Genomic DNA, 25,978 nt, shown 5'->3' on the forward strand with positions numbered 1-25,978 from the left:
CGTGGGGGTCAGAGCCGGCCCTCGCTCTAATACTGAATCAGCGAGGTGACCGGCGCGTCGGTCATGTGCTCCCGGGCGTTCAGGAAAGTCAGCTCAATGACGAAGCTGTAACCCAGCATTTCCGCGCCCAGGCGGCGTAGCAGATCACCGGTGGCCCGGGCAGTGCCGCCGGTGGCCAGCAGATCGTCCACGATCAGCGTCCGCGCCCCCTGATGGAAAGCGTCCCGATGCACCTCCAGCGCGTCGGTGCCGTATTCCAGCTGGTACTCGCAGGAATGCACATCGGCGGGCAGCTTGCCGGGCTTGCGCACCGGGATGAACCCCGCGCCAATGCGATAGGCCAGCGCCGCGCCGAAAATGAACCCGCGGCTTTCGGTGCCGACGATGTACTCCGGCGTGGGTCCATCGATGGCCTCCGCCATCAGATCCACCGACAGACGCAGCCCCTCGGCGTCCCCCAGCAGCGGCGTGATGTCCTTGAAAAGAATCCCCGGCTTGGGGAAATCGGGAATGTCGCGAATAAGTGATTCCACCGTGGCAAGGGCAGAGTCCCGATCGGCGATGGCGGTGGTCATGGATATCCTCTCCTGAATTCCGAAGCCCTTTATGCTGCATGGCCGCCGGCCCGGCGGCAAGCGGGGTGGGGGGGGTTCAGGGGTACTGGGGTTCAGGGACTCAGGGGCTCAGCCTACCTGACCGGAGCCTAGGCCTTGTCGGAGATACCGCAAATGCGTTTCGGCGGCGGCAACCGCGGCGTCCGCGTCGCCCGCCCGAATGGCGGCCACCAGAGCCCGGTGCTGCTGGCGCAGATCCTCCTCGCCGCTGGCGCTGACCAGCATCGCCGCCCGGGCCCGGCGCACGTGCTCCCGCAGCACCGTGAACAGCCCCCGCATGATCGTTACCAGCGCCACGTTGTGAGAGGCCTCGGCGATGGCCAGATGCAACCGCGCATCCCAGTCCGCCGCTTCACTGGCCTGGTGTTGGGCCTGCGCCGCTTCCATGTGCTCCAGCGCCTCGGCGATGGTGTCATGGTCCTTGTCCGTGGCACGGGTCGCCGCCAGCCTCGCGGCCAGGGTCTCCACCCCCTGGCGCAGCTCAAGCACGTCCGCCAGCGCCTTCGGCTGGGTCTGCATCAGGCGCAGCAGGGGATCGGTCAGCGTCGGCGCCCGGGTGGGCGCTACCCGATAGCCGGCATTGCGGCGCACCTCCAGCAGCTCCCGGGACACCAGCCGCAGCAGCGCTTCCCGCAGCGAAGCCCGGGAGACGGCCAGCATGCGGGACAGCTCCCGCTCGGCAGGCAGGGAGTCACCGGCGTGCAATCGCCCCTCCACGATCTGGCGCTCGATATGCTCGACGATGGCGTCCGAAAGACGTCCTTCGTCCGGCGGTTCGATGGGTTCGAAGAGGGGGGCGGGTGAGGATGATGTCATGGGGCGGTCAAGGGGACGTCATGGGCAGGCCCTGAGGGCCATGGGCAGGCCATGGGGGCATGAGCCGGTCCCAGGCGGGGCATGATGAGGCCCATCGCATCACGCACTATCGCCCGCGAGCCGGGGGAGCGGCCCGCATCCGTTCCAACAGGTCCTCCGGGCGCACCCGGCGGGCCCGGGCCGCGGATCGGGCCGCAGAGCGGGCCGAGTGTTCGTTACGCGGGACGGAGGACGTCAGACGCTCGGCGTCGGATAACTCCTCGAGGCAGTTCCGGCACAGGCAGTCATCGTACCGCCGGGCAATCCACTCACGGGTGGTGTCGCTCAGCTGAATGTCCACACACTGGCAGCGATGGATGCTGCCCAGTCGGCACTCAAAGCCACCACCACAACGCGGACAGGCCTTGGGCTCATGTTCAGGCACGAGACACCCCGGTGGGAGCCGGCGAAGCCGGGGCGGGCGAGGCGGTGCCCGCGCCGGTTGGCGCCGCGGCGGTGCCCGCGCTGGTTGCCGCCGCGGCGGTGCCCGCGCTGGTTGCCGCCGCGGCGGTGCCCGCCCGGCCGTCGAAAGCGTCGTCCGCAAACCAGCCGCCGGCAGCGGCCTCACGCTCCAGTCGATCCATGATGGCGAGACGCTTCTCCTCGGGATAATCCCGCCACTCGGCGATCTCGGTCTCGCTGCGACCACAGCCGATGCAACGGCCGCTTTCCATTTCGCAAATGCTCACGCAAGGGGACGAGGCAGACATGAATCCTCCACTAAATGTAGTGGCTCAGTTGTAACAGAGACACTAATGGGTGGCCAGTGCCTAGGACGGGTACGCGGGTGGCCGGCGACGTGGACGGGGCGGCGTCAATCCCGGCTCAAGGTCGCGGTTTGGCGTAAGCCCCATGAGTTTGGCTGCCGTGCGGCGATCACGTCGCGCGGACCGCAGATCATACTCCATCTGTAGTCGCATCCAGAATTCCGGCGATGTTCTGAAGTACGCGCCCAACAGCAGGGCTGTTTGAGCCGATATCCGACGCCGACCACTGAGAATGTCGGTGATTCGATTCACCGGGACCCGGATGTCGTCCGCCAGCTGGGTCGGCCCGAGTTGCAGCGTGTCCATGAACTGAGTGCGCAGCACATGACCAGGCGGAATGGGCGGCAGCGACTCATCGGTGACGCTGGGGTGACGCTCTGGATACAGCGGATGATGAAAATTCGCATTGCTCACTGTGGCTCTGCCTCCAATCCCCAGGACTCGGGCGAACTGTAGGGACCATGCAGCCGCGGCGGCCGATAACGCGTGCCGAACTTCGAATCGTAATCACAGGTCAGGTCCACCTGTACAGCCTCGCCGTCGATCAAACGGAATTCCATCCACCAGCCATAACCAATGTCGACGCGGTAGCCGTTAGGCTCGGCATCGTCGGAAGGACCGTCGGGCGCCCCCGTGTTCGATACGAAATGACACGGGTGCAATCGGTCGCCGAATGCCTGCTGGATATCCTGCAGATCAACCGCCGCGTGAAGCACTGAGAGATGCTGCCGCACCGAGAACAGAACACGCGGATGAATGTTAAACGGCTGCCGGCCACGCCAAATCATGCGCAGGGTTGGGTGCGACGTCGTCCGAAGCATTTGGATTGTTACCTCGCGTTGGCTGCCTGGAACGAATGGCTGAGGCTCCGGTTTTAGCAGTCGCAAAGATGCTCGGGTTGCGAGCGGGTTCACGGTTGGGGGGATTGCGGTGGCGGGTTCAGGTCGCGGGTTCACAGTGGGGGGTTCGCCGTGGCAAGCAAAAGTGAGAGAAGGCTGGGGGAGTTGTTTTTGGGAAAGAGGACGCATGGGCTAAAACGTAACGCCCGCTTGCAGACCAAGTACGCGGGACGGAGTGCGTAGTGGCTGGTGTCAGCCGATCAGTGGTCGGAAGTCGGCGGTCAGCGGTTGGTGACCGACAGTTGGCGACCGGCAGTTGGCGACCGGCGGTCAGCAGTCGGCAGTCGGCGGTTCCTTAATGGTCGGCAGCCCTATCCTGGTGCGGCACTGACGTTTTAGCCCACGCGTCCTACTTGCCGAAAAACACACCCTCCCTCCCCCGGGACGCGGGAGGGAGGGCGGAGGACGGAGGACGGAGGACGGAGGACGGAAGATGGGATCGCTGAAGAGGGGGCATGTGCCGCGAGCCTACCTCCACGAGCCTACCTCCACGAGCCTACCTCCTACGAGTCGGCCTCACCCCCGATGCTCATGCCTCACAACCACCCGCCCCCGCACGCCACCAGCCAGAATTCGGTCGATAGCATCGTTCAGGCCCTGGAGGTCCACTTCTTCGGCCATGTCGTCCAGGCCCGCGGGGCGCCAGGGGCCGGCCAGGTCGTTCCAGATCTCGCGACGGGGCTCAATGGGGCAGTTCTGGGACGACACGCCGATCAGCGCAATGTGCCGCAGGATGAACGGAAACACCGTGGTGTGCAGTTCCGGCGAGGCCACCAGGCCGCAGCAGGTGACAGTGCCCCACTCGCGGACGCCCTTGATGGCCGCCGCCAGGGGCTCGCCGCCCACGGTGTCCACCACTCCGGCCCAGCGGGCCTTGACCACCGGTCGCTTGGCGTTGCCATCAGTGAGCGCTTCGCGGGGCAGCACCTCGGCGGCGCCCAGGCCCTCGAGCCATTCCACCGCGTCGGCCTTGCCGCTGACCGCCACCACGCGATAGCCCAGTTTCGCGAGGATCGCCACGGCCATACTGCCGACGCCACCGGTGGCGCCCGTGACCAGCACCTCGGTGGTGCCGTCCTTGTCGGGCATAACGTTGCGACCCCGCAGCTCGCGGATGCACTGGGCGGCGGTGAAGCCCGCGGTGCCCAGAATCATGGCCTGGCGCGCCGACAGATCGCCGGGGCGGCGCACCACCCACTCCGCCGGCACCCGGATGTAGCCGCCGAAGCCGCCCTCGGTTTCCATGCCCAGGTCATAACTGGTGACCAGCACCGGATCGCCGGGTTTCCAGTCCTCGGACTCGCTGGCCACCACTTCGCCGGCGGCATCAATGCCGGGGGTGTGCGGAAACTCCCGGGTGACACCGGGGTGACCGCTGGCCGACAGGGCGTCCTTGTAGTTCAGCGCCGACCAGTCCACCCGCACCAGCACCTCGCCGGCGGGCAGGTCGCTGATGGATTGAGGTTCGATGCGGCGGGTGAACTGGTCACCCTCCAGATGCACCCGCAGGGCGTCAAACAGTTTCGCGCTCATGGGTCCCCTCCTCGTTTGGCCCGGAGCACTGTGATCAGTGCCACTCAGCTCAAAAACAATGCATAGGCCGGATTGTCGGATTCGTTGCGGTACGGATAGCCCAGCTTGTCCAGACTTTCTTCGAACTGGGCGCGCTGCGCCGGCGGCACCTGAATGCCCACCAGCACCCGACCATAGTCTGCGCCATGGTTGCGGTAGTGAAAAAGGGAGATGTTCCAGCGCTTGCCCAGGCGCTTGAGAAAGTTCAGCAGCGCGCCGGGCCGCTCGGGAAACCGCACGTGGTAGAGCACTTCGTCGCCGACGTTGTGGCCGCGGCCGCCCACCATGTGGCGCACGTGCACCTTGGACATTTCATCGTCGGTGAGATCCAGCACCGGGTAGCCCCGCTCCTCCAGGGCACGAATCACCTCATCGCGCTCATCCAGCCCGTCATTCAGGCCGATGCCTGCAAACACATGGGCCTCCTCGGAATGGGCATAACGATAGTTGAACTCGGTGATGGCCCGGTTGCCGATGGTCTCGCAGAATTCCCGAAAGCTGCCCGGCCGCTCGGGGATGGTGACCGCCAGCACCGCCTCGCGGTGCTCCCCCAGTTCGGCGCGCTCGGCCACATGGGCAAGGCGCGAGAAGTTCATGTTGGCGCCACAGTTGATGCCGATGAGCGTCTCGCCGGTGATGCCGCGCTGCTCCACGTATTTCTTGATGCCGGCCACCGCCAGCGCACCGGCGGGTTCCATCACCGTGCGGGTGTCCTCAAAGATGTCCTTGATGCCGGCACAGATTTCATCGGTGCTCACCAGCAGGCACTCATCCACCAGCTCGCGGGCAATGCGGAAGGTCTCCTGGCCGATCTGGCGCACGGCGACGCCGTCGGCAAAGATGCCCACTTCGTCCAGCGTCACCCGACGGCCGGTGGCCATGGCCCGCTCCAGGGTGGGGGCGTCTTCGGGCTCGACGGCGATGATGCGGATATCCGGACGCAGCTGCTTGATATAGGCCGCAATCCCGGCGATCAGCCCGCCACCGCCCACCGGCACGAACACCGCATGAATGGGGTGGGGATGCTGGCTGAGGATCTCCATGCCCACAGTGCCCTGGCCGGCAATCACGTCCGGATCGTCATAGGGCGGGATGTAGGTGAGGCCGCGCTCCTCCACCAGCTTTTCAGCATGGGCCTTGGCGGCGTCGTAGTTATCGCCGTGCAACACCACCCGGCCACCGAAGTTGCGCACCGCGTTGACCTTGATATCCGGCGTGGTGCGGGGCATGACGATGGTGGCCCGAATCCCCAGATGCTTCGCCGACAGCGCCACGCCCTGGGCGTGGTTGCCGGCGGAGGAGCAGATCACACCCTTCTGGCGCTGGGCCTCGGTGAGCCGGGCGATTTTGTTGTAGGCGCCGCGGATCTTGAACGAGAACACCGGCTGGAGGTCTTCGCGCTTGAGCAGGATGTTGTTGTTGAACCGCCGGGACAGATTGTCCGCCGGGGTGAGCGGCGTCTGCTGGGCAACGTCGTAGACGCTCGCGGTAAGAATGCGTTGCAGATAGGATTTCATGGCAGAACGGGAGTGGCCCCAAAAGAGTCACAGTGTATAGGAGCGCATCCACAGTGACGAAGGAGCCGGATTTTCATGAGTGCTGAGTCCCAGAAGCAGGCCGTTGCCGAAGCCGCCGTCGCCGAAGTCGAAGCCGACAGCGTCATTGGTGTCGGCAGCGGCACCACGGTCAACTATTTCATTGACGCACTGGCGGACAGCGGCAAGAAGGTGGAGGCCGCCGTCGCCGCCTCTGAAGCCAGCGCCGAACGACTCATGACCCATGGCATCGAAGTAGTGGACGCGAACAGCGTGCGCGAGCTCTCGCTGTACGTGGATGGCGCCGACGAGGTGAACCGCCACCTGCAGATGATCAAGGGCGGTGGCGGCGCCCTGACCCGGGAAAAGATCATCGCCGCGCTCAGTCAGCGGTTTTTGTGCATCGCCGACGAGAGCAAGCGGGTCACCGTGCTGGGGGATTTCCCGCTGCCGGTGGAGGTGATCCCCATGGCCCGCTCCTATGTGGGTCGCAAGCTCATCGAAATGGGCGGCCGGCCGGACCTGCGCAAGGACTTCATCACCGACAACGGCAACATCATTCTGGACGTGCGGCACCTGGACCTCTCCCAGCCCATCGCCCGGGAGCGGGAGCTCAACGGCATCGCCGGCGTGGTCACCAATGGCCTGTTCGCCGTGCGGCCCGCCGATGAACTATTCGTCGCCACGGACACCGGCGTGCAGCGATTCGAGGCGGCCTGAGAGGCCGGCCTGAGAGCCCATGCAGAAGCTGCTGATCACCATCGGCCTGGTGATTCTGGTCATCGGCCTGCTCTGGCCGGTGATCAGCAAGCTGGGCCTGGGCCGCCTGCCCGGCGACATCCTGGTGCGCCGGGAGGGCTTTACGTTCTACTTTCCGCTCACCACGTCGATCGTGGTGAGCGTGGTGGTAACGGCATTAATCTGGTGGTTGAGGAAGTAGCGCCCCAGCACCTCGTTACAGATACCGTTTGTCGTACAACATGTGCACGCCCTTGTTGCCGTCCACCACCTGGGTGATGTGGAGGTCCCCCACCAGGCTGCACATCATGTAGGCCTGGTTGCGGTCCATGTCGCTACGCGCAGTGATGTGACTGACCATCTGGCGGACGGTGTCGGCGGCGGCGGCGTCCAGATCATCCGCCAGCCCCATGGCAATCAAGTGGGTCTCCGTCTCGGCAAAAGGCTGGGTGTAGCCGAGGTCCTTGCGAACGGTCAGGCGGAAGCGCCCGGTCAGCGCGGTTTCAAGGGCATCGATGCAGACCTCGCCGTCCCCCTGGCGACCGTGGCCATCGCCCGCCGAAAACAATGCCCCGTCGTTAAACACCGGCAGGTACAGCGTGCTGCCCGGTTTGAGCTCTTTGTTGTCCAGGTTGCCGCCGAACGCCCAGGGAACCGGTGACGAGAGCCTGCCCCAGGCCGGCGGCGGCGCCACGGCCATGATGCCGAAGAAAGGATCGAGTTCGAACTCCACTCCCCACGGCGTCACCGCCATGCCGCGGTCGCGATCAATGGCGATGTGCTGAGTCTGATAGTCGGTGAACTCGTGGGGCAGAATGCCCTTCAGCGGCAGGATCTGGCAGAAACCCCAATCCTGGCGTGGGGTGGCCTCGAGCACCTCCACCTGGAGGACGTCGCCGGGCTTGGCACCCCGCACGTAGACGGGCCCGGTGAGATGATGCACTCCCTCACCGGATTCCTTGCGCTGCGCATCGAGCACCGCCTTGTGGTCAGGCAGCACGCCGCGCTCGCCCGGGGGCAGATCCCACGGCTCACCGGAAATCGTATCAATGGTCACTTCATCGCCGGAGTCGATCTCGAGCGCCGGCTCCCGACGGGCATCCAGGTAACCCCAGGCCACCGTATCCGGGGTCGCCTCCAAATGATGGGTCTGACTCATCAATGCATCGCTCCTTACATCGCAAACAGTGTTTTGGCCTCATCACCGGCCAGATTCTCGGTGTCGCCCTGACCGACGACCCGGCCCCGGGCCAGAATCAGATATTGATCACCCACCGCCTTGGCAAAGTCAAAGTACTGCTCCACCAGCAAAATCGACATGGACCCCTTGAGCTGAGCCACCACGTCTTCGATGGCCTGAATGACATTGGGCTGAATGCCCTCCGTGGGCTCGTCCAGAATCAGCAGGGACGGAGCCCCCATGAGGGCTCGGCCAATGGAGAGCTGTTGCTGCTGCCCGCCGGAGAGGTCGCCGCCGCGCCGACCCCGCATTTCGTGGAGCACGGGGAAGAGTTCATGCACCTGCTCATACAGCCCCTTGTGCTGACTCCGGGGCAGGTGATCGGCGGCGATGGCGAGGTTCTCCCGCACCGACAGGTCCGAAAAAATATCCCGCCCCTGGGGCACATAACCGACCCCCTGACGGACCCGCGCATGGGGCAACACCCCGGTCATGGGACGGCCATCGAGGTAGATTTCGCCGCCGCTGACCGGCTCGATGCCCATCAGGCACTTGAGCAGTGTCGTCTTGCCGGCACCGTTGGTGCCCATCACCGACAGGCACTGACCCGACGGCACATCCACTGAGATCGAGTGCAGGGTCTGGGCGCTGCCGTAATGGTGAGAGACCTGATCGAGGGTGAACTGCATCATCAATCCTTTCTTGCCGGCACGCTCAACGGCCGAGATAAACCCGCATGACTTCCGGATCCTGGGTGACGTGCTCCATGCTGCCGTCGCAGAGCAGTCGGCCCTCATGCAGGACCGACACATGGTCACTGACCCGACCGACAAACTGCATGTCATGCTCCACCAGCAGAATGCAGCGCTCAGGGCTTCGGAGGCGCTCAAGGAGATCGGCGGTGGCCTCGCGTTCGCCGTCACTCATGCCGGCCACCGGCTCGTCCAGCATCAGCACCTTGGGGTCCCGGGCCAGCACCATGCCGATTTCCAGCCACTGTTTCTGACCATGGGCCAGTGTGCCGGCGGGCGCCTCTGCCAGCTCATTCAGCCCGATGGTCCTGAGCACCGTTTCTACTCGGTCCTGCTTGTCACTGACTTCGCCCCGGGTGAGCTCGCGGATGAGGGAGTCGGGGTAGAGTCTGACCCCCAGGGCGATGTTCTCGCGCACTTTCAGGTGTTCAAAAACACTAGGGCGCTGAAATTTGCGGCCGATACCGGCCCGGGCACGCTGGGGCAACGTCAGCTTGAGCACATCCGTGGCCCGGTCCAGCAGGATCGTGCCTCCACTCGGCTGGGTGATGCCCGTGATGACGTCCATGACCGTGGTTTTGCCGGCGCCATTGGGGCCGATGACTCCATGGATCGTGCCGTACTCGGCGATAAACGACAGCTCATTCACGGCCCGAAAACCGCTGAACTCAACGCTCAGGCCCTCAATGTAGATCGCGGTGGGCTCAGTCATTGCGCCTCCGGGAGAACAGCGGACCCGGGTCCATCAGGCCGTTGCGTAGCAACACCACCACGAACAACACCGAGCCGGTGAGGATGAACGGCCAGAGCTCCGGCATAAAACGCGTCAACCAGAATTTGGCAACACTCACCAGCACCGCACCAACGATGGCACCGTACAGATAGCCCCGGCCGCCAATGGCCACCCACACCGCAATTTCGATGGACAGCATCGGTGAAAGGAGCTGCGGCGAGGCCACCTGCACCTGGGGCACGTACAGCAGGCCCGCCAGAGCCGCCAGCAGTGCCGAGAGGCACCACACGCCGGTTTTGACCCACAGGGTTTCATAACCCAACACCCGCAGACGATCCTCATCATCGCGAATGCCGATCAGCAGCTTGCCCAGCGGGCCCACGGTCAGCCGCCGCAGGGCAATCAGCGCCATGAACAGCACCAGCGCCGAGACCGTGGCGATGCCGACCCGGAATTCCAGACTGCTCAGGGGCATCCCCAATAACGAGCCGAATCCGGATATTCCGTTATTGCCGCCAAAGCCGGTGTCATTGCGGGACATCACCAGCATGGCCGCGTAAACAAACGCCTGACTGAGGATCGCGAAGTACACCCCCACCACCCGGGAGCGGAAAGCGAGGAAGCCAATGACAAAAGCCACCAGCGCTGTCAGCACAAAGATCGCGAGCACCGCATAGCCGAAGTACTCGAAAGCCATCCAATGGGCCGGAAATTCCGATAATCCCATATACTCGAGGAAGGTCGGCACACCGGACTGGCCCACATAACTGGCCTTGATCATGTGCATGCCCACCAGGTATCCCCCGATGGCAAAGAAAAGGCCATGCCCCAGGCTCAGATAGCCGGCATAACCCCACACCAAGTCATGGGCGAGTGCCAGCAGCGCAAACGCCATCACCTGCCCCACCAGGTTGACCTGATACCCGCTCAGGCCGATGGGGGTATCGGCGAGGGGCCCCAGCCCCAGCAGCGGCAAGCCCAGGGTCACCGCTGCAATCAGTCCCAGCACCGTTAAATAACGTCGGTCCGGCGCTGTGCCCCCACAAATCCATGTCACTACCCCGTGCATCGTTATTAACGCCTACCCTTTTTCGGAAAGAGCCCATTGGGCTTTTGCTGAATGAACGCAATCACCGCCAGCAGCACAATGACCTTGGCGGCCACAGCTCCGAACTGCGGCTCGATAATGGCGTTGAGCTGACCAATCCCCAGGGCCGCCACCGCCGTACCCAGCACACTGCCGACGCCACCGACCACCACCACAATGAAGCTGTCGATGATCAGAGCGGTGCCCATGGTGGGGTTGATGTTGTAAATACTGGTGAGCGCCAGGCCCGCGATCCCAGCCAGGCCGGAACCAAACGCAAAGGCCATGGCATCGGTGCGGCGGGTCGACACCCCCACACAAGCGGCCATCTCCCGGTGCTGGGTGGTGGCCCGCATGCGCAGCCCGAAACGGGTTCGGTAGAGCACAATGAGTGTTCCCACCAGCGTTAGCCCGGCGATGACAATGGAAAGCAACCGCGACCAGGTCACCGAAAACTCACCAAACACCGTAAAGCCCAGCTGCAGGTACTCCGGCGTCACGAAGTTAAGGTTCTGGGTGCCGACGGTTACCCGTACCAGATTGATCAGCAGAAGACTCACCGCCCAGGTGGCCAGCAGCGTCAGCAACGGACGGTGGTAGAGGTGTCGTACGATCCCCCACTCCATGACGACGCCCACCAGCGCCGGCGCCAAAAAGGCAAACGGCAAGGCGATAAACAGATAAAACTCCATCAGTCCCGGCGCCGCCGCCCGTAAGATTTCCTGAACAAACCAGGTGGTATAAGCGCCCAGCATGACAAACTCGGCCTGGGCCAGGTTGATGACCCCCATCAGCCCAAAGACGATGGCGAGCCCCAGCGCCGCCAGGAACAGCACACTGCCATAGCTCATGCCGTGGTAAACCACCGTGGCGACGCCACTCAACTGGATGATGCGGTGGATCGACGCTCGGGTTTCCTCCGCCGCTGTGATAACCGCCGGATCGGTGGTCTCATCAGCGTCCGCGAGAAATTCATCCAATGCTCTCCGGCTCACCCGAGTAGAGCTCTGGCTCAGCGTGGCAATGGCCCGCTGCTGAGCCTGCGGCTCGCCGGAGGCCAGCAGCGCTGGCACCAGCACATTCTCCAGCGCGGCGACCACGTCCGGGTTTTCTTCGGCCTCGTAAATCTGCTCGATCAGCGCCGGCGGCACATCGCCCAGCGATCGGCCCAAGCGCTGGGCAGCCCGAATCCGTGCCTCGGCTTCCACCCCGGTGAGCAACTGTACCGCCGAGGCAAACGGGTCCAGGGCCCGACGCAGTGGGATATTCAGAAACGGTGCTGAAGCGCCGGCGGGTGGCTCATCGACCACCGTGCCGGTGAGCACATTCTGAAAGCCCTCATCCCGGGGGATGAATGCCGTGCCCTCGGCGCACAGCAGGTCGCCATCGCGGAAGGCCAGCATGGCTCTTGCGATCAGCGGCTGCTCACCGGTTTCATGGGTTTCCACCATGTCGGCGAGGACGGCCTTGAAGGAGCCGACGCGGGCTTCGCGGTCACCATCGCACCAGGCGTCGATGACATCGCTCTGCGCCATGACCGTGCTCGCCATAAAAAGAGTGAGCGCGCCCAACAGGCGCGCTCCAAGTCGGTGCATCATGCGACCCGCCTAGAGGTAGGGGCTATAAGGCACAGGCACCGTGGTTTCCGGCGACTGCCAGACAATGTCGAAGCCCTGGTTACGATTAACCGAGCCGATGAACACACCCCGGTGAACATAGTTGTTCTCCTCGGTGAGCTTGATGTCGTAACCCGACGGGCAGGCGAAGCTGATCCCCGGGAAGGCACCACGCACCTCGGGCACGTCAAACGTCCCGGCCCGTTCCACGGCCTGCGCCCACATGTGGACCCCGCTGTAAGTGGAGACCATCGGGTCGATGGACACATCCGGGCGGAACGGCACATTGTTGGCCTCAACGTAATTCGCCCAATTGCGCAGGAATCGCTGGTTCTCCTCACCCGGTGCGTTCTGCAGGTACGCCCAGCAGTTCAGGTGGCCGACCAGCGGCTCGGTGTCCAGGCCCTCGAAGTCAGCCTCCACAACGTCCAGCCCCAGCACCGGCACGTCGAGGGCGCTGATGCCCTGGTTGATGTACTCCTGGAAGAAGTTGGGGATGGAGTTGCCGACCACCGTCAGCACCACAATGGGCTGCTCACCGCTCTCGTCGGCGAAGGTCCGGATCTGATTCACCAGACTCTGGAAGTCCGAATGCCCCACCGGCACGTACTCCTCGCGCCAGGCGCTGGGCTCGATGCCCCACTCCTGCTGCCAATAACCCTTGAGCTGGGCATTGATGGTCCGCGGCCAGACGTAGTCCGAACCCAGCATGAAGAAACGTCGGGCCTGACCGCCGTCGTCACCCATCAGATACTCCAGCGCCGGCAGCACGGAGCTGGCGGGCGGCGAGTTCATGTAGACAACGTTCTTGGAATTCTCCTCGCCCTCGAAGTGGAGCGGGTAGTACAGCAGGCCGTCGTTCTCTTCGACCACGGGAAGAACCGCGACGCGCGACGCGCTGGTCCAACAACCAAACATCGCCGACACCCGCTCTTCTTCGAGCAGCTGACGACCCTGCTGGCCGTAAAGCGGCCAATCCGAGGCAGGATCCGTGGTGACCACCTCAATCTGGCGCCCGAGAACACCGCCGTTGCGGTTGAGCTCTTCCGCCGCCATCCCGACCACGTGATTCAGCCGTCCCTCAATGTTCGCCATCGAACCCGAGGAAGAGAACAGGCAACCCACTTTGACCTTGTCCCGAGACCACGCCGGCAGGATGATGCCCGGCGCACTCATCGCGGCGCCGGCCACCCCCACGCTTTTCAAAAAGCTTCTTCTACGCATAACCGCTACTACTCCCACTTATCTGCAACGGAATTGTTCGCGGACGGTTACTGCAAGAGCTGGGCCAACTTGAAATTTATCGGCAACGATTAGCGGTTAATCAGACACTTACAAATTATCGAGAGAATATGAACGTCTTGACAGAGAAACATTTGCACCGCATTGGTGCGGAGGGCGGCCAAAACGGTGCAGGCGAGAGAGAGAGAGAGAGAGAGAGAGTGGGGATAAGATTGGGGGAGGGAGTCTGGCGTGGATTAACGGGAGAGTTGTTTTGGGGGAGTCAGGACGCGTGGGCTAAAACATCAACCCCCGGGCAGCGGCCACCAGGTCCGGAAAAACCTCGGTACCGGCGGGCAGCCCACCGGTCTCGTAAGTGTCCCGGCCCTTGCCGGTGGTCACCAGCATCGGGCGGGCGCCAACCGCCACGGCGGCCTGGAGATCGCGAAGGCTGTCGCCGATCACCGGGACGCCGGTCAGCGAACACTGAAAGCGTTGGCCGATTTGCTGATATAGGCCCGGGCGCGGCTTGCGGCAGTCGCATCCTTCCTCGGGCCCGTGCGGACACCAGACAATGCAATCCACGCTGGCATCCAGCGCCGCCAGCTGGCGGCGGAGCGTCTGGTGGATTTCAGCGAGGGTGTCTTCGGAGAGCAGGCCCCGGGCAACGCCGGACTGGTTGGTCGCCACCGCCACCGTCCAGCCACTTTGCTTAAGCTCGGCGATGGCCTCCAGGGCGCCGGGGATGGGCACCCACTCGTCCACGGATTTCACATAGTGCACGGAGTCGTGGTTGATCACTCCATCCCGATCGAGGATCACCAACCGCCCCATTACAGGGCGTCTTCAATAAACGTGCAGAGCATGTGCAGGATGAACAGATGGGCTTCCTGGATGCGGGCCGTGCGATCCGCCGGCACCACCAGGCTCATATCCACCGCAGCGGCCAGGCTGCCCCCATCACGGCCAAGCAGCCCGAGGGTGGTCAGGCCACGGGAACGGCCTTCCTGGACGGCTTCGAGGACATTGGCGGAATGGCCAGAGGTGCTAATGCCCAGCAGGACATCACCCGGGCACCCCAGCGCCTGGAGCTGGCGGGCAAAAATCTTCTCAAACCCGTAGTCATTGCCAATGGCCGTTAGCGCCGACGTGTCCGTGGTGAGAGCGATGGCCGCCAGGCCCGGGCGCTCGCGCTCGAAGCGCCCGGTCAGTTCAGCGGCGAAATGCTGGGCATCCGCGGCCGAGCCGCCGTTGCCACAGACCAGCACTCGACCGCCGTTGTTGAGGGCCTCCGACACCAAATCGGCGGCCTGCCGAACCCGGGGTTCCAGCGCGGATAGCTGTTTAAAAACCTGAAAGTGTTCGTCGAGGGCCGTAGCCCATGAATCGGTGGTCATTGGCCGACTGCCTCTACAACAACCCTTCAATCGCCGCCTTCAGCTTGGCGGACTCGGGGCCGGTCGTGGCGCCGAAGACTTCCACCACCTCGCCGTCGGGATTCACCAGGTATTTGTTGAAGTTCCAGCGCGGGGCGCGGGACTGGCGGGCCAGCTCGGCAAACAGCGGGTGGGCGTCGGCGCCGCGCACCGGGATGGTGGCCATCATGTCGAAGGTCACGCCGAAGTTCACAAAACAGGTCTCGGCGGCGCTGGCTTCATCGGTCTCCTGATTGAATGAGTCCGAGGAGAAGCCGATGACTTTCAAGCCCCGCTCGGCATAGGCCTGATGCAGGGCCTCCAGGCCTTCGAACTGGCCCGTGAATCCGCACTGGCTGGCGGTGTTCACCAGCAGCACCGCACGGGCATCGGCGGCCAGCGTCTGGAGGTTCACCGTCTCGCTGGAATGCAGACGTCGCAGATCATGGTCGAGCATGTCGAAAGCCTTCGCCAGGGTGGGCGTCGAGACCATCAGGGCGATGACGAAAATGACGGTCCAGAGTTTCATGGTATGAAGCATAGCTGAGAACCCTCCCGGGCTCCTAGCAGGGGTTGCCGTCATGCTTGCGTTTACTAGATGAGGCTATTATTTTTGCTAGCAGCACCTAGCAAGACTACTACCCATGCCGATCAACTACCAAAGACCCTTGCCGGGCGCTTTGAGTTAACGCGCCTGGGCCATTGGCGCTTCTGCGAGCTGCAGGCCGCCTTCGGCTATGACCTCGAGCGCTATCTCGCCTATGGGGGCTACCCCGGCACCGTTGCCTTCGAGGGAGATCGCGATCGCTGGTATGCCTATCTCAAGGACGCCATTGTGGAGACGGTGATCGGCAAGGACATTCTGCAGTTTCAGCGGGTCGGCAAGCCGGCGCTATTTCGACAGGCCTTTGAGATCCTCTGCCGCTACCCGGCCCAGGAGATCAGCTACACCAAACTGCTCGGCCAACTCCAGGACCGCGGCAACACCGACCTCATCAAACACTACATCCGCCTCTACAAGAGCGCGTTCATGTTTCATGCGCTGGCCAAGTACTCCGCCAAGGCTTGGCGGCGCCGCGGCTCCAGCCCGAAAATGCTGCCCGCCTGTCCTGCGCTCCACACCATGCATCAAAGCGCTCGGATACTGGACGATCCCGAGCAGCGTGGCCGGGTCTTCGAACTGGCCGTCGGCGCGGAGCTCGCCCAGCAGCCCGGGGCTCTGTACTACTGGCGCGAGGGCAAGGCCGAGGTGGACTTCGTCTACGCCCATCGCAACGCGCTCTACGCCATCGAAGTCAAATCCGGGCGGCGAAAATCCCGCAGGGGCCTCAGTGCCTTTCTTGAACAAACCCCGGGCGCCGTCCCCGTCATCCTTACCCCGGAGCATTTCAGCACTTTCTCGGCAGACCCGATGGCGTTTCTCGAGAAGGTGAGCGGTTAACTCGCAGAACTTGCCTCAGTCCACGACCGCCGCGGGTGCAGGTGGCGTAGGTGAGCCTTACGACCGGCACCAACGAAAAAGGGCCGGCAACCGTGGCTGCCAGCCCCTTGAAATCGTGGGGATTGTGCGGAAAGGGCGTTACAAGCGCCCATCGACCTGATCGGCGCCAAAGGCGTATTTGACGTCGTAGAGATACCCATCGGGCTTGAGCCAATGGCGGATGCCAGAAGCCCCCAACGCCACAAACGGGCGATGAGCAACGGCCAGGATGGCGGCGTCATAGCAAGCCGCCTCATCGGCACCCGCACCGGTTCGCGTCTCCAATGCCTCCACCGGCACCAACTCCAGCTTGAACTCGTCCCTCGCCTCTTCGGCATCCACCACCGGGTCATGAACGGCAACGGTAGCGCCGTAGTCCTCGAGCTCGCGGACGATGTCAATCACCCGGGTGTTGCGCAGATCCGGGGTGTCTTCCTTGAAGGCGAGGCCCAGCACGAGGATGCGCGCCTCGGGGATGCACACGCCCCGCTGGATCAATCCTTTCACCACCTCATGGGCCACATGAGCGCCCATGGCGTCATTGAGGCGCCGGCCGGCAAGGATCATGTCCGGGTGATGGCCCACGGCCTGGGCCTTGTGGGTGAGGTAGTAGGGATCCACGCCAATGCAGTGACCGCCCACCAGCCCCGGGCGGAAGGGCAGGAAGTTCCACTTGGTGCCGGCGGCCTCGAGCACGGCCTGGGTGTCGAGGCCGATGCGGTTGAAGAGGATCGCCAGTTCGTTGACCAGCGCGATATTCACATCCCGCTGGGTGTTCTCGATGACCTTGGCGGCCTCGGCGACGGCGATGCTCGGGGCCTTGTGCGTGCCGGCGGTGATGACCCGAGCGTAGAGGGCATCGACAAAGTCGGCGACCTCGGGCGATGACCCGCTGGTCACCTTGACGATATCCGTCACCCGATGGGCCCTATCGCCGGGGTTGATGCGCTCGGGGCTGTAGCCGGCGTGGAAGTCCTCGCCATAGGTGAGCCCAGAGACCCGTTCGACGATCGGAATGCAGTCTTCCTCGGTGGCGCCGGGATAGACGGTGGATTCGTAGATGACGACGGCGCCGGGCTGGAGGACCTGACCGACGGTCTCACTGGCCTTCAATAGTGGCGCAAGATTCGGGCGACGATGCTCATCGATGGGCGTGGGCACGGTGACGACAAAGACGTTGCAGTCGCGCAGGGCGTCCACGTCACTGGTGTAACGGATGCCGTGGGCGGAGGCCGCAGCCAGCTCATCGGCACTCAATTCATCGGTGCGGTCGCGACCGCCCTCTAACTCGGTAATACGGCGGGCATCGATATCAAAGCCGATGACCGAGTGGGCCTCGGCAAAAGCAGCCGCTAACGGCAAACCGACATAGCCTAGGCCGATGACGCCAATGCGAGGGTGGGTTGTAACTTTCATACCGATGCTCAAAACCTTTTAGAGCTAATCACGATATCAATTCTTGATACACAGCCATCGTTCGCTCGATGACGATACGCTCATCAAACTCGGCCTGAGCTTTCCGGCGGGCGGCCTCGCCGAGACGCTGGCAAAGGGCCGGATCAGCCGCGAGTCGCTCAATAGCATCCGCCAGTGCGGTCGCATCGCGGGGCGGTACCAGCAGGCCATCGACGTCGTCGGTCACCACTTCGCGGCATCCGGGCATATCGGTTGTGATTAATGCCCGCTCACACGCCGCCGCTTCAATCAAACTCTTGGGCAGACCTTCCCCATAATAACTGGGCAGGGCCACCGCATGGACAGACCGAAACAATGTCGGCATGTCATCGACTTTGCCCAGCCACAGGATCAGTCCCTCATCCTGCCAGTGTCGTATTGCATCCTTCGCCACCGCCGCGGGGTTACCGGGATCAGGCTCGCCGGCGAGCAGGAACTCCACGGCCGTCCCACGCGCCTGCAGCAACCGGGACGCCTCGACAAGCTCGCCGACGCCCTTATCCCAGAGCAGTCTTGCGGGTAGCACCACACGAAACGGTGGCGTGGCCGGCTCATTACTCGGTGGTGTAAACCGATTCAGATCCACGCCAGAGCCCTTGATCAGACGGATATGGGCCTTATCGATCAGCCTCGCCTGCTCAAACACCGCGGCATCGTCGCCGTTCTGGAGGATCAGCCGGCTCTTTTTGCCACCCAATGCCGCGCGCAACACGCCGCGTACCAGCGGCCGCAGCAACCCGGCCTTCACTGAGCCACTGGTGAATACATAGCCCATTCCCGCCACGGCACTTACCCGTGCGCGATCGCCGGCCAGCCGCGCCGCCAGCGATCCATAGACCGCCGACTTGATGGTGAACCCGTGCACGAGGTCGATCTGCTCTGAACGGATGAACCCAACCAACCAGATCAGCAGTCGCAGTTCGCGCCATGGGTTAAGGCTAAGGCGCTCCATTGGTGCAGCCCGCCACTCCAGACCGAGCCTCTGCAGCGCCTCGCCATAGGGTCCCGGCGGCGAGAGCAGCAGCACTTCATGCCCCGCTGCCTGCAGTGCCCGAGCCTGGGCGTAGCGGAAGTTATAGAGGTACCACTCGGTATTGGCGAACAGGAGGACTTTCACAAACAATTGGGCTGATGGCCGCCCGTCAGAATCATGACGCCACGAGTGGATAGAACTGATACGGCAACCACGCAGGCGCATGCGTGGCGAAGTTCAGCCAGACAAACTGCACAACCGCATAATAGACGAGGATGACGGCCACCCAATCTCGATTACTTTTCCCGGCCCGTCCAATGGCATCTGGTAAGTGGGAGAAGACGACAAGCTGGAGCGGTATCAAAAACAGCCCAAGGCGATCCAAGGCGGTTGATGAGGGAACGATTGGATACATTGCTAATAAGGTAACCGCTGCCAAAGCGACCCACCGCCAGATAACCTGCTCATGATGCAGTAGCGTAAAGCGACGCCACCAGATCAACAGGATCGCCGCCGGCACGGCATTCATCGCCAGACGCACGAGGGCCCCCGCGGACTGGTATTCCGCCTCGATATAGTTTGCGTAGAGCTGGTCGAAGTGATCCTGAACAAACACCCAGTAGGCCACAGCGGCCACGCCCCCGATTCCCAGCGTCATTATCCAGCGATTTCGGCTTCGCCCCAGTACCGCCAGCGGCAGCAGGACGACGGCAGACTTATGGAATGTGGCCGCGGCCAGAGCCCAGAAAATGAATTGCCGTTGCCGGGCCCGGAGCAGCGCCGCCAGTCCCAGCATGCTGAGGCCCAGTGCTGCACCTTGGCGGGTATAGCCCATCATCACGACGATGACCAGATACGGAATGGCAACCGCCACTGCCAGCCACGGACGCGGTTGGGTGCGGCTGAACACCGCCAGCCCGATTGCACCGATTAGACCGCAGACGAGATTAACCGCATAGATTGTCCCGCCATTCTGGATCACCAGCCAGTTCAGCAGGTAGTAACCCGGATCACCGCCGGACAGCACATCGTAGAGGCTCAGCCAGTACCGACTTTCAAGATTCCCGATGTACGATCCCCAGTCCGCACCCACCTGATGGCGATAACCCATGAACAGCGTGAGTGTCGCGATCAGCAGCAACCAAGCGTAGTTGGGATGGTAGATACGCCGGGCGAGACGGCTGCGGGGCGAATACCAGCCACCGGCCAATGCCGCGGCGGAGGGGATGAGAAAAATCAGCCAGTACGGCCACATGTCAGGCGCTCTCCTCGAGCCAGGCCTGAAACATCAGGATATGCCAGATCCGGGCGTGACCTTGGCGATGGCCAGCCAGATGCTCAGCCCAGCACTCGCGCACGAGCACCGGGTCGAGATAACCCTGTTGACGGAGACGGTTTTCATTCAATAAGTCCTCGGCCCAATCCCGTAGGGGCCCGCGCAGCCAATCCCCCAAGGGCACCGCGAATCCGGCCTTGGGCCGATCCAGCAGTGCCTTCGGCACATACCGATAGAGCATCTGACGCAACAACCACTTCCCCTGCCCGTCGTGCACCTTATAGCGATCCGGGACACTACAGGCGAATTCCACCAGCCGGTGATCAAGCATCGGTACCCGGGCCTCAAGGCTGACTGCCATGCTGGCGCGGTCCATCTTCGTGAGGATGTCATCGGGGAGGTAATTTTGCATGTCCGCCAGGATCATCTGTTCACGCAGACCAAGGCCATCAGGCGGGGCCGCGCCTTGAACGGGGATAGACCCGGAGGCGTTGGCTCCAAGCACGAGTACTGCCGGGTCGTGCCACCCGGCGCGGAGTCGATGATAGAAATCCATTCCATCCGTTGCGCCGATGGCATCGCGGAGCTTTTCCAGTTTTTCACCGAGCAGCGGTGTAGAACTGCTGGCGGTCAGTCGCCGCGACCGCAGTGCCAGTGACAGAGATCCGGCAATTGCCCGGCGCATCGGTTGGGGCAGCAGTCGGAGCCCGCGCCATAGCTTCGGCCCCGCGACATGACGGTTATAGCCGGCGAAAAGCTCATCGCCACCATCACCGGAGAGGCTGACCGTGACCTGCGATCGGGCAAGTCGGCTCACTAGATAAGTGGGGATCTGCGAGGAATCCGCGAAGGGCTCGTCGTAGATCGTGGGCAGGCTGGGGATGACCCCCATCGCCTCATCGGGGGTGACGTAGAGCTCGGTGTGCTCCGTACCCAGGTGTCTGGCAACGGCGGCGGCATGCACGGCCTCGTTGAAGCCGGATTCGGTAAAACCAATGGAGAACGTGCGCACCGGCTGCGAGCGCTGCGCCTGCATCTGCGCCACCACCGCTGAGGAATCGTAACCTCCGGAAAGAAACGCCCCCAGTGGCACATCGGCTTCCATGCGCAGGCCCACTGCATCCCGCAGGCGGTCATCGAGTTGATCAATCAGCGCGTCGGCGCCCCAGGACTCATCCGGCCCATTGGCTGCGATGGCTGGCAGATCCCAGTAGCAAACCGGCTCGCTGATCCGCTGTCCACCATCGCTGACTACCACATAGTGCGCTGGCGGCAGCTTGCGAATGCCCTGATAGATGCAATGCGGGGCCGGCACATTGCCATCGCGCATGAACGCCGCCAGCGCGTCGCGATCAATCGCGCCCACCCACTCCGGGTGGGCGGCGAGTGCCTTTAGCTCGGACCCAAAAAGGAAAGTGCCGTTCGCGTAGCCGTAGTAAAGCGGTTTTTCGCCCATGCGATCACGGGCGAGGGTGAGGCTGCGACACTGCCGATCGTAGAGCGCGAATGCGAACATGCCATTCACCCGCTTGAGCGCACTCTCAATGCCCCAGTGGCGCAGGCCGGCTAATAAGGTCTCGGTGTCGGAATGGCCTTGCCAGTCAAAGCCGCCCCCTTCGGCCTCAAGATCCGCCCGCAGCGCGCGGTGGTTGTAGATCTCGCCGTTGTAGACCAACACATAACGCCCGCAGGGCGAGTGCATGGGTTGGTGGCCCGCGGGCGAGAGATCGATGATGGAGAGACGCCGGTGGGCCAGCGCAACGCCGTCACTCCCTTCAGTCCAGACACCGGCGTCATCCGGCCCGCGGGTGGTGATCCGTGCGGCCATGCGCTCGGCGAGATCTCCATCCGCCGATCCCCTACCCCAGAAGCCAATGATACCGCACATCGAATAACCCGCTTACTAATTGTCGGCGACACGCGAGAACAAGACGATTAACATGCTACCCACGCTAGCCACCACCGCGTAGTACGCAGCGAGGATTACATAGCCGAGTGCGGAGTCATACGGCCACAAGGCCAGTATTCCCGCCAACGGCATACAGAAGAAGAAAAGCCTGAATTCAGGACGCTGACGGCCTGGCATGCTCAAAAGCCCTTTGCTGTCGAGGTAACCAAACATGCGGAAACCCACATAGGCCATGGCGGCTGCAAGCCCAACACCCATCCGCTGTGAGTCCTCAACCACGAACATGACCGGTGCCATGAACCGCAACCAGGCAAGCCAGAGAAAGGTGGCTACCTTCAACTCCCTATCTTGCAGGAGATTATGAAGCGTGAAGACCACGCCCAAGGTCACGAAGAAAGACCACCATTCCGGGGTAGCCAGGAGCCCCAAGAGCATGGTGACCACCAAGAACATTGCAATCCGCGAGCCAAACCATGCCGCTACCCAGTAGTAACCGGCCCCCTGAGGACCCCTTTGCCGCCCGCCTTCCTCCCATTTGGCAGCAAACAGGTCGTTAACGAGATAACCGATCTCGTACAGGCTGATAAACGCAAGGTAGGAAAGCCCGGCAATCGCTATGGACTGCTCCGGAGCCGCGGCGCCGATGGTCACTGCGAGAACGACCGCAGCCACCCATTCGAAAACGAGGTGAAATGTGATGCTTCCACTCCGCAATCGCGTGTTATGAAAATAGCTAAACGGCAGAAGGTAGACAACGTTCATCCGTCCACCTCAACAAACGTGGCATTCACACCATCCCATCGTTCACGATGCGCAGGATCATGCAGTACCACATAGGAGTACGCCGCCTCCTGAACCAAGGAACGGTCAGTGAGATTGTCGGTGAGCACACACACCTGCCCCGAAAGAAGATCTTCGCCGTATTTTTCGACGAGAGCCTCTCTTTTCTGCCCGGTCAAATCATTCTCATAACGTCCGGTAAGAACGCCTGCACGGTGCTGGAGCTTACTGGCGACATAGCCAACTCCTGTTGAGGTGGCCAACGCAGAAACCACAGGCTCGAGGCTCGCAGAGGCGAGAATGACACGTCCGCCAGACAACGGTTTTTCGAGCAGTAACCAGACGGTCGGAACCCTGCGCTCGAGCAAAAGAGCTTCCGCATATTCCCGGGCACTTTGCTCGACCGCCTGGAGGCGGTCTCCGGCCAGCAACCGAACCGCAAAATGCTTCAGCAGATGACGCCCAGTCATTTTCTCGGCGATCGCAAACGCGACCCAGAAAGGACTACGACGCGTGCTTACCGCCTTGAAAAGCCAACTGCGGAGCGGTCGGGCACGATCGCTATCAAAATGATGCCTTAGGAGCCCGAGCGTAGTGTCATCTCGTACTAGCGTGCCGCACACGTCGACAACGTATACTTCAGCTTTGCCGCCAACGCTCATCCCTGCACACCGAGTTGTTCATAAATCTCGCGGTAAGCATGCTTCGCGTTCTCCAGCCCAAGACGCTCATGGGCAGCCCGTCGCAAGCGATCGCCACCTTTAGCACTAATCCTATCCAGTTCGTCAGACACCATCCGGTATGCATTCGGAGCTTCCAAGTCAATTAACATCCCGGCATCAAGGTCGTGCGTAATCCTATCCACATCTCCAACACCGGAATTGCTGATCGCCGGAATACCTAATGCAAAAGCCTCGGCGAGCTTTGTGGGCGAACACGCCATCTGAGAATACGTAGAGCGTCGGAAGCTCAACATGATGTCCGAAATGCCTAGCAACTTCGGGACTTCCTTACGACTGGCTGCCCTCACGTAGATGCGATCCCGAAGATCCCTCATCTCCAACCTCACGAGGTTGGCTTCTTGAGCATCAGACCAGTCACGGGTAATCAAGAGCAAACACACATCATCCCTTCCCATTGCAATCGTCTTGAACAACCTCAACATGTCATCCAGCAGGTAGATGGTTCCGAGAGAGCCCAGGTAGGATAAAACTATCGTATCTGGAGCAATATCAAGCTCCGAGCGAATTGATGTTCTCTCATCTGCGGCCAAACTCTTGAAGTGTTCGAAATCAGCGCAACAAGGTATGACCGTGATTGGCGCGTTCGTACCCGGCGCAAGTTTGTAGATTTCGGGCACTACCCGTTCGGTGAGCACGACAACTGAATCCGCACATTCAAGAAGACGCCTTTCAACCCGCTTGTAATACCAATAAAGCAGTCGATAGCGGTACTTGCTCTGTGGCCACAAGTTGCCTTCTACCCGTTCATCCACCCACAACCCACGCATATCGAAGATGTTTTTCACACCAGTCAAACGGTGCAGGAAACAACCGACTTGCATGGCCTGATAGCTGCGGCAGTGCGCGAGACCGAACCGATATCGCAGTTGAAGGCCAAGTGCCGATCCGTACATCTTCATCAGGTCCCAAGCCTTACCTACCATGCCGAAGCCCGCAGTGAAGGACAACGGGGTCCAGTGAATCCCCTTATCTCCCAACTCTTCTCGAAGTGTCCCGGCCTCCTCGCGAAACCGGTCAGGCTTCTCGAAGCTGACGACATGCAGCGGCCTTGTGTGCTCAGCAATATTGTACAGATAAGGCAGAATCTGGCTACCGCCAAGAGGATCAAGCAGCCCATCGTACGTGATAAATAAGGCCCCATTCCTTTTAGCTGGGCGACTTCCTTCAAGACTCATGATTTTCGTGCCCGCATCTCAAGCTCAAAGCATTTACCCTTTTCAATTAGTTCCCGTTGAACGAAAACGGTATTACCGACAGGTAACTAGATCTAATCGCCAAATCGATATGCAAACCGCTCGATATCCCGGGAATATAAGGACCTAACGATATCCACCATTTCGGGACTGTACGCCTCCTGATATGACTTCCCCGTACCTCTTCTCCGATGAGGCAAGGACGCATCGATACCTAGTTTGTCCATGACATGCTCGAAATCCCTCTCTAACCACTCGAACCGCCCGATAAAGTCAACGCAGAGATCACCTGTTCTCGGGTCTTCGAGCCAGTCGACCTGATCCCTGAAGTGATCATATCGCTTGATCATCGAGCCATAATTCAACGATGGGTCTGCAAGTCGAAGCACAAAATCTTCAAACGAATTGATTCCCACTAGCATGACGGTTGCCCAACGGTGATCTCGATGCGTGTCTGAACCGATACGACGATTGAAGTACTGATATGCGGAATACAACCTATCCCAAGGGTTACGAACGAAAGTGAATTTGAAATATTTACTCACTATGTCTGGGTGATATGCCAGATGCCGACGTATCGGCCGATGCCCTACTGATGAGCCAAACAAGGCTTCGGCTATACTACTCCCGGCCGCCTTGGGTATATGCACAAAGATAGAACAATGGCTATGGAACCCCTTAACAAAGGGATCGCCCGCGGGCCATGCAGTGCGATATACCCAGCCGGGGATACGGATGTTGAACTGAGCGTCCTTGACCCGAATCTGAGTTCTGTCACGGATCGTCAGCATGGTCCTTTCCAGGCTCCCTCGGGGAAAAAGCGGTATAAAGCAGGTGGCATTCTACAAACCCCAAAATAACGTATAGCTTCAATCCGGGCTGAGATCCGCGGCACGTCGCCGTGGGGAATCGATATCGTGCTCGGCTTTCATCGATGCCCCAACTGGCTTCGCCAATCGCGTAGCTTGTCCAACCAGCAATGGTGCAGGACGCTTGCCACTCTCGAATATCTTCGCGAGCCCAGACTGGCAGTCCGTGGAGACGACCGCCGCACCTGCGGCAATCGATTCCACCCTTACTTTACCGGACGCTTCTCAGGCCGAAGAAGACATACACAGTCCAGCCGGAACGTGGAACCGAATAGGCTCGGCGTCCAAATGTACTTCCAAGAACAAAAGCCGCGAC

The 25,978-nt window shown here is 61.9% G+C and carries 28 protein-coding genes; 3 read left to right on the forward strand and 25 right to left on the reverse strand.

Annotated elements, in window-relative coordinates; genetic code table 11:
- Positions 1–26: 26 nt before the first annotated feature.
- The 8 genes from GJ672_RS08860 to ilvA form a co-directional block, all read right to left on the reverse strand.
- The gene (locus GJ672_RS08860) at positions 27–575 is read right to left on the reverse strand and encodes an adenine phosphoribosyltransferase (protein WP_154296839.1); all 549 of its coding nucleotides are present in this window, start codon (positions 573–575) and stop codon (positions 27–29) included.
- A 108-nt stretch (positions 576–683) separates the two neighbouring features.
- A complete protein-coding gene (locus GJ672_RS08865) occupies positions 684–1,430 on the reverse strand; it encodes a FadR/GntR family transcriptional regulator (protein ID WP_154296840.1) in 747 nt (248 codons plus the stop codon).
- 106 nt (positions 1,431–1,536) lie between these two features.
- Complete coding sequence (locus tag GJ672_RS08870; RefSeq protein WP_154296841.1) at positions 1,537–1,854, reverse strand: cysteine-rich CWC family protein; 318 nt, start codon at positions 1,852–1,854, stop codon at positions 1,537–1,539.
- Entirely contained in the window at positions 1,847–2,179 is a 333-nt protein-coding gene (locus tag GJ672_RS09540; protein ID WP_195759496.1) for a DUF1289 domain-containing protein, read from the reverse strand. The genes GJ672_RS08870 and GJ672_RS09540 overlap by 8 nt, the downstream gene beginning before the upstream one ends.
- 60 nt (positions 2,180–2,239) lie before the next feature.
- A complete protein-coding gene (locus tag GJ672_RS08880) occupies positions 2,240–2,650 on the reverse strand; it encodes a HigA family addiction module antitoxin (protein ID WP_154296842.1) in 411 nt (136 codons plus the stop codon).
- Positions 2,647–3,057, reverse strand: coding sequence for a hypothetical protein (locus GJ672_RS08885; protein ID WP_154296843.1), 411 nt, complete (start codon positions 3,055–3,057; stop codon positions 2,647–2,649). The genes GJ672_RS08880 and GJ672_RS08885 overlap by 4 nt, the downstream gene beginning before the upstream one ends.
- A 594-nt stretch (positions 3,058–3,651) precedes the next feature.
- Positions 3,652–4,668: a YhdH/YhfP family quinone oxidoreductase gene (locus GJ672_RS08890; RefSeq protein WP_154296844.1), complete on the reverse strand. Its 1,017-nt coding sequence runs from the start codon at positions 4,666–4,668 to the stop codon at positions 3,652–3,654.
- A gap of 44 nt (positions 4,669–4,712) precedes the next feature.
- Entirely contained in the window at positions 4,713–6,224 is a 1,512-nt protein-coding gene (ilvA, locus tag GJ672_RS08895; protein ID WP_154296845.1) for a threonine ammonia-lyase, biosynthetic, read from the reverse strand.
- A 75-nt stretch (positions 6,225–6,299) separates the two neighbouring features.
- Between ilvA and rpiA the strand changes: the two genes are divergently transcribed.
- Complete coding sequence (gene rpiA, locus GJ672_RS08900; protein WP_154296846.1) at positions 6,300–6,962, forward strand: ribose-5-phosphate isomerase RpiA; 663 nt, start codon at positions 6,300–6,302, stop codon at positions 6,960–6,962.
- Between the two features lie 19 nt (positions 6,963–6,981).
- On the forward strand, positions 6,982–7,182 hold the full coding sequence (locus GJ672_RS08905; protein ID WP_154296847.1) for a DUF2905 domain-containing protein: 201 nt from the start codon (positions 6,982–6,984) through the stop codon (positions 7,180–7,182).
- Positions 7,183–7,197: 15 nt separating this feature from the next.
- On the opposite strand, the gene GJ672_RS08910 is transcribed toward GJ672_RS08905, so the two are convergent.
- The 9 genes from GJ672_RS08910 to GJ672_RS08950 all read right to left on the reverse strand — a co-directional run bounded on the left by GJ672_RS08910 (position 7,198) and on the right by GJ672_RS08950 (position 15,477).
- Positions 7,198–8,139 (reverse strand): acetamidase/formamidase family protein, encoded by a 942-nt coding sequence (locus tag GJ672_RS08910; RefSeq protein ID WP_154296848.1) that lies wholly within the window; start codon positions 8,137–8,139, stop codon positions 7,198–7,200.
- A gap of 14 nt (positions 8,140–8,153) precedes the next feature.
- Positions 8,154–8,852, reverse strand: a complete 699-nt coding sequence (gene urtE, locus GJ672_RS08915) for an urea ABC transporter ATP-binding subunit UrtE (protein WP_154296849.1) — start codon at positions 8,850–8,852, stop codon at positions 8,154–8,156.
- Between the two features lie 22 nt (positions 8,853–8,874).
- Positions 8,875–9,624, reverse strand: coding sequence for an ABC transporter ATP-binding protein (locus GJ672_RS08920; RefSeq protein ID WP_154296850.1), 750 nt, complete (start codon positions 9,622–9,624; stop codon positions 8,875–8,877).
- Complete coding sequence (gene urtC / locus GJ672_RS08925; protein ID WP_195759497.1) at positions 9,617–10,654, reverse strand: urea ABC transporter permease subunit UrtC; 1,038 nt, start codon at positions 10,652–10,654, stop codon at positions 9,617–9,619. Before urtC ends, GJ672_RS08920 begins: the two co-directional genes overlap by 8 nt.
- 65 nt (positions 10,655–10,719) lie before the next feature.
- Positions 10,720–12,330 (reverse strand): urea ABC transporter permease subunit UrtB, encoded by a 1,611-nt coding sequence (gene urtB / locus GJ672_RS08930; protein ID WP_229381876.1) that lies wholly within the window; start codon positions 12,328–12,330, stop codon positions 10,720–10,722.
- Positions 12,331–12,339: 9 nt separating this feature from the next.
- Complete coding sequence (locus GJ672_RS08935) at positions 12,340–13,572, reverse strand: transporter substrate-binding protein (protein WP_154296852.1); 1,233 nt, start codon at positions 13,570–13,572, stop codon at positions 12,340–12,342.
- A 294-nt stretch (positions 13,573–13,866) separates the two neighbouring features.
- Entirely contained in the window at positions 13,867–14,403 is a 537-nt protein-coding gene (gmhB, locus tag GJ672_RS08940; protein WP_154296853.1) for a D-glycero-beta-D-manno-heptose 1,7-bisphosphate 7-phosphatase, read from the reverse strand.
- Positions 14,403–14,966 carry a D-sedoheptulose 7-phosphate isomerase gene (gmhA, locus tag GJ672_RS08945; protein ID WP_154296854.1) on the reverse strand — a complete coding sequence of 188 codons (564 nt, stop codon included), beginning with the start codon at positions 14,964–14,966 and terminating at the stop codon, positions 14,403–14,405. The genes gmhB and gmhA overlap by 1 nt, the downstream gene beginning before the upstream one ends.
- Positions 14,967–14,979: 13 nt before the next feature.
- Positions 14,980–15,477, reverse strand: a complete 498-nt coding sequence (locus tag GJ672_RS08950; RefSeq protein ID WP_229381980.1) for a glutathione peroxidase — start codon at positions 15,475–15,477, stop codon at positions 14,980–14,982.
- Between the two features lie 120 nt (positions 15,478–15,597).
- On the opposite strand from GJ672_RS08950, the gene GJ672_RS08955 reads away from it, so the two are divergent.
- Entirely contained in the window at positions 15,598–16,425 is an 828-nt protein-coding gene (locus GJ672_RS08955) for an ATP-binding protein (RefSeq protein ID WP_195759498.1), read from the forward strand.
- 138 nt (positions 16,426–16,563) lie between these two features.
- Here the strand turns inward: GJ672_RS08955 and GJ672_RS08960 are convergent, their stop codons facing one another.
- From GJ672_RS08960 to GJ672_RS08995, 8 genes are all read right to left on the reverse strand, one after another.
- Entirely contained in the window at positions 16,564–17,880 is a 1,317-nt protein-coding gene (locus GJ672_RS08960) for a nucleotide sugar dehydrogenase (RefSeq protein ID WP_154296857.1), read from the reverse strand.
- 28 nt (positions 17,881–17,908) lie between these two features.
- Entirely contained in the window at positions 17,909–19,117 is a 1,209-nt protein-coding gene (locus GJ672_RS08965) for a glycosyltransferase family 4 protein (protein WP_154296858.1), read from the reverse strand.
- On the reverse strand, positions 19,068–20,147 hold the full coding sequence (locus GJ672_RS08970; RefSeq protein WP_154296859.1) for an EpsG family protein: 1,080 nt from the start codon (positions 20,145–20,147) through the stop codon (positions 19,068–19,070). Before GJ672_RS08970 ends, GJ672_RS08965 begins: the two co-directional genes overlap by 50 nt.
- A 1-nt stretch (position 20,148) precedes the next feature.
- Positions 20,149–21,996: an asparagine synthase (glutamine-hydrolyzing) gene (gene asnB, locus GJ672_RS08975; RefSeq protein ID WP_229381877.1), complete on the reverse strand. Its 1,848-nt coding sequence runs from the start codon at positions 21,994–21,996 to the stop codon at positions 20,149–20,151.
- Positions 21,997–22,071: 75 nt separating this feature from the next.
- Positions 22,072–22,839 carry a hypothetical protein gene (locus GJ672_RS08980; protein WP_154296861.1) on the reverse strand — a complete coding sequence of 256 codons (768 nt, stop codon included), beginning with the start codon at positions 22,837–22,839 and terminating at the stop codon, positions 22,072–22,074.
- On the reverse strand, positions 22,836–23,519 hold the full coding sequence (locus tag GJ672_RS08985; RefSeq protein ID WP_154296862.1) for a haloacid dehalogenase-like hydrolase: 684 nt from the start codon (positions 23,517–23,519) through the stop codon (positions 22,836–22,838). The genes GJ672_RS08980 and GJ672_RS08985 overlap by 4 nt, the downstream gene beginning before the upstream one ends.
- Complete coding sequence (locus GJ672_RS08990; RefSeq protein ID WP_154296863.1) at positions 23,516–24,775, reverse strand: glycosyltransferase; 1,260 nt, start codon at positions 24,773–24,775, stop codon at positions 23,516–23,518. Before GJ672_RS08990 ends, GJ672_RS08985 begins: the two co-directional genes overlap by 4 nt.
- Positions 24,776–24,867: 92 nt before the next feature.
- Positions 24,868–25,584 carry a sulfotransferase family 2 domain-containing protein gene (locus tag GJ672_RS08995; RefSeq protein ID WP_154296864.1) on the reverse strand — a complete coding sequence of 239 codons (717 nt, stop codon included), beginning with the start codon at positions 25,582–25,584 and terminating at the stop codon, positions 24,868–24,870.
- Positions 25,585–25,978 lie beyond the last annotated feature (394 nt).

Origin of the sequence: Spiribacter sp. 2438 (genome assembly GCF_009676705.1) — a bacterium.
Classification (GTDB): domain Bacteria; phylum Pseudomonadota; class Gammaproteobacteria; order Nitrococcales; family Nitrococcaceae; genus Spiribacter.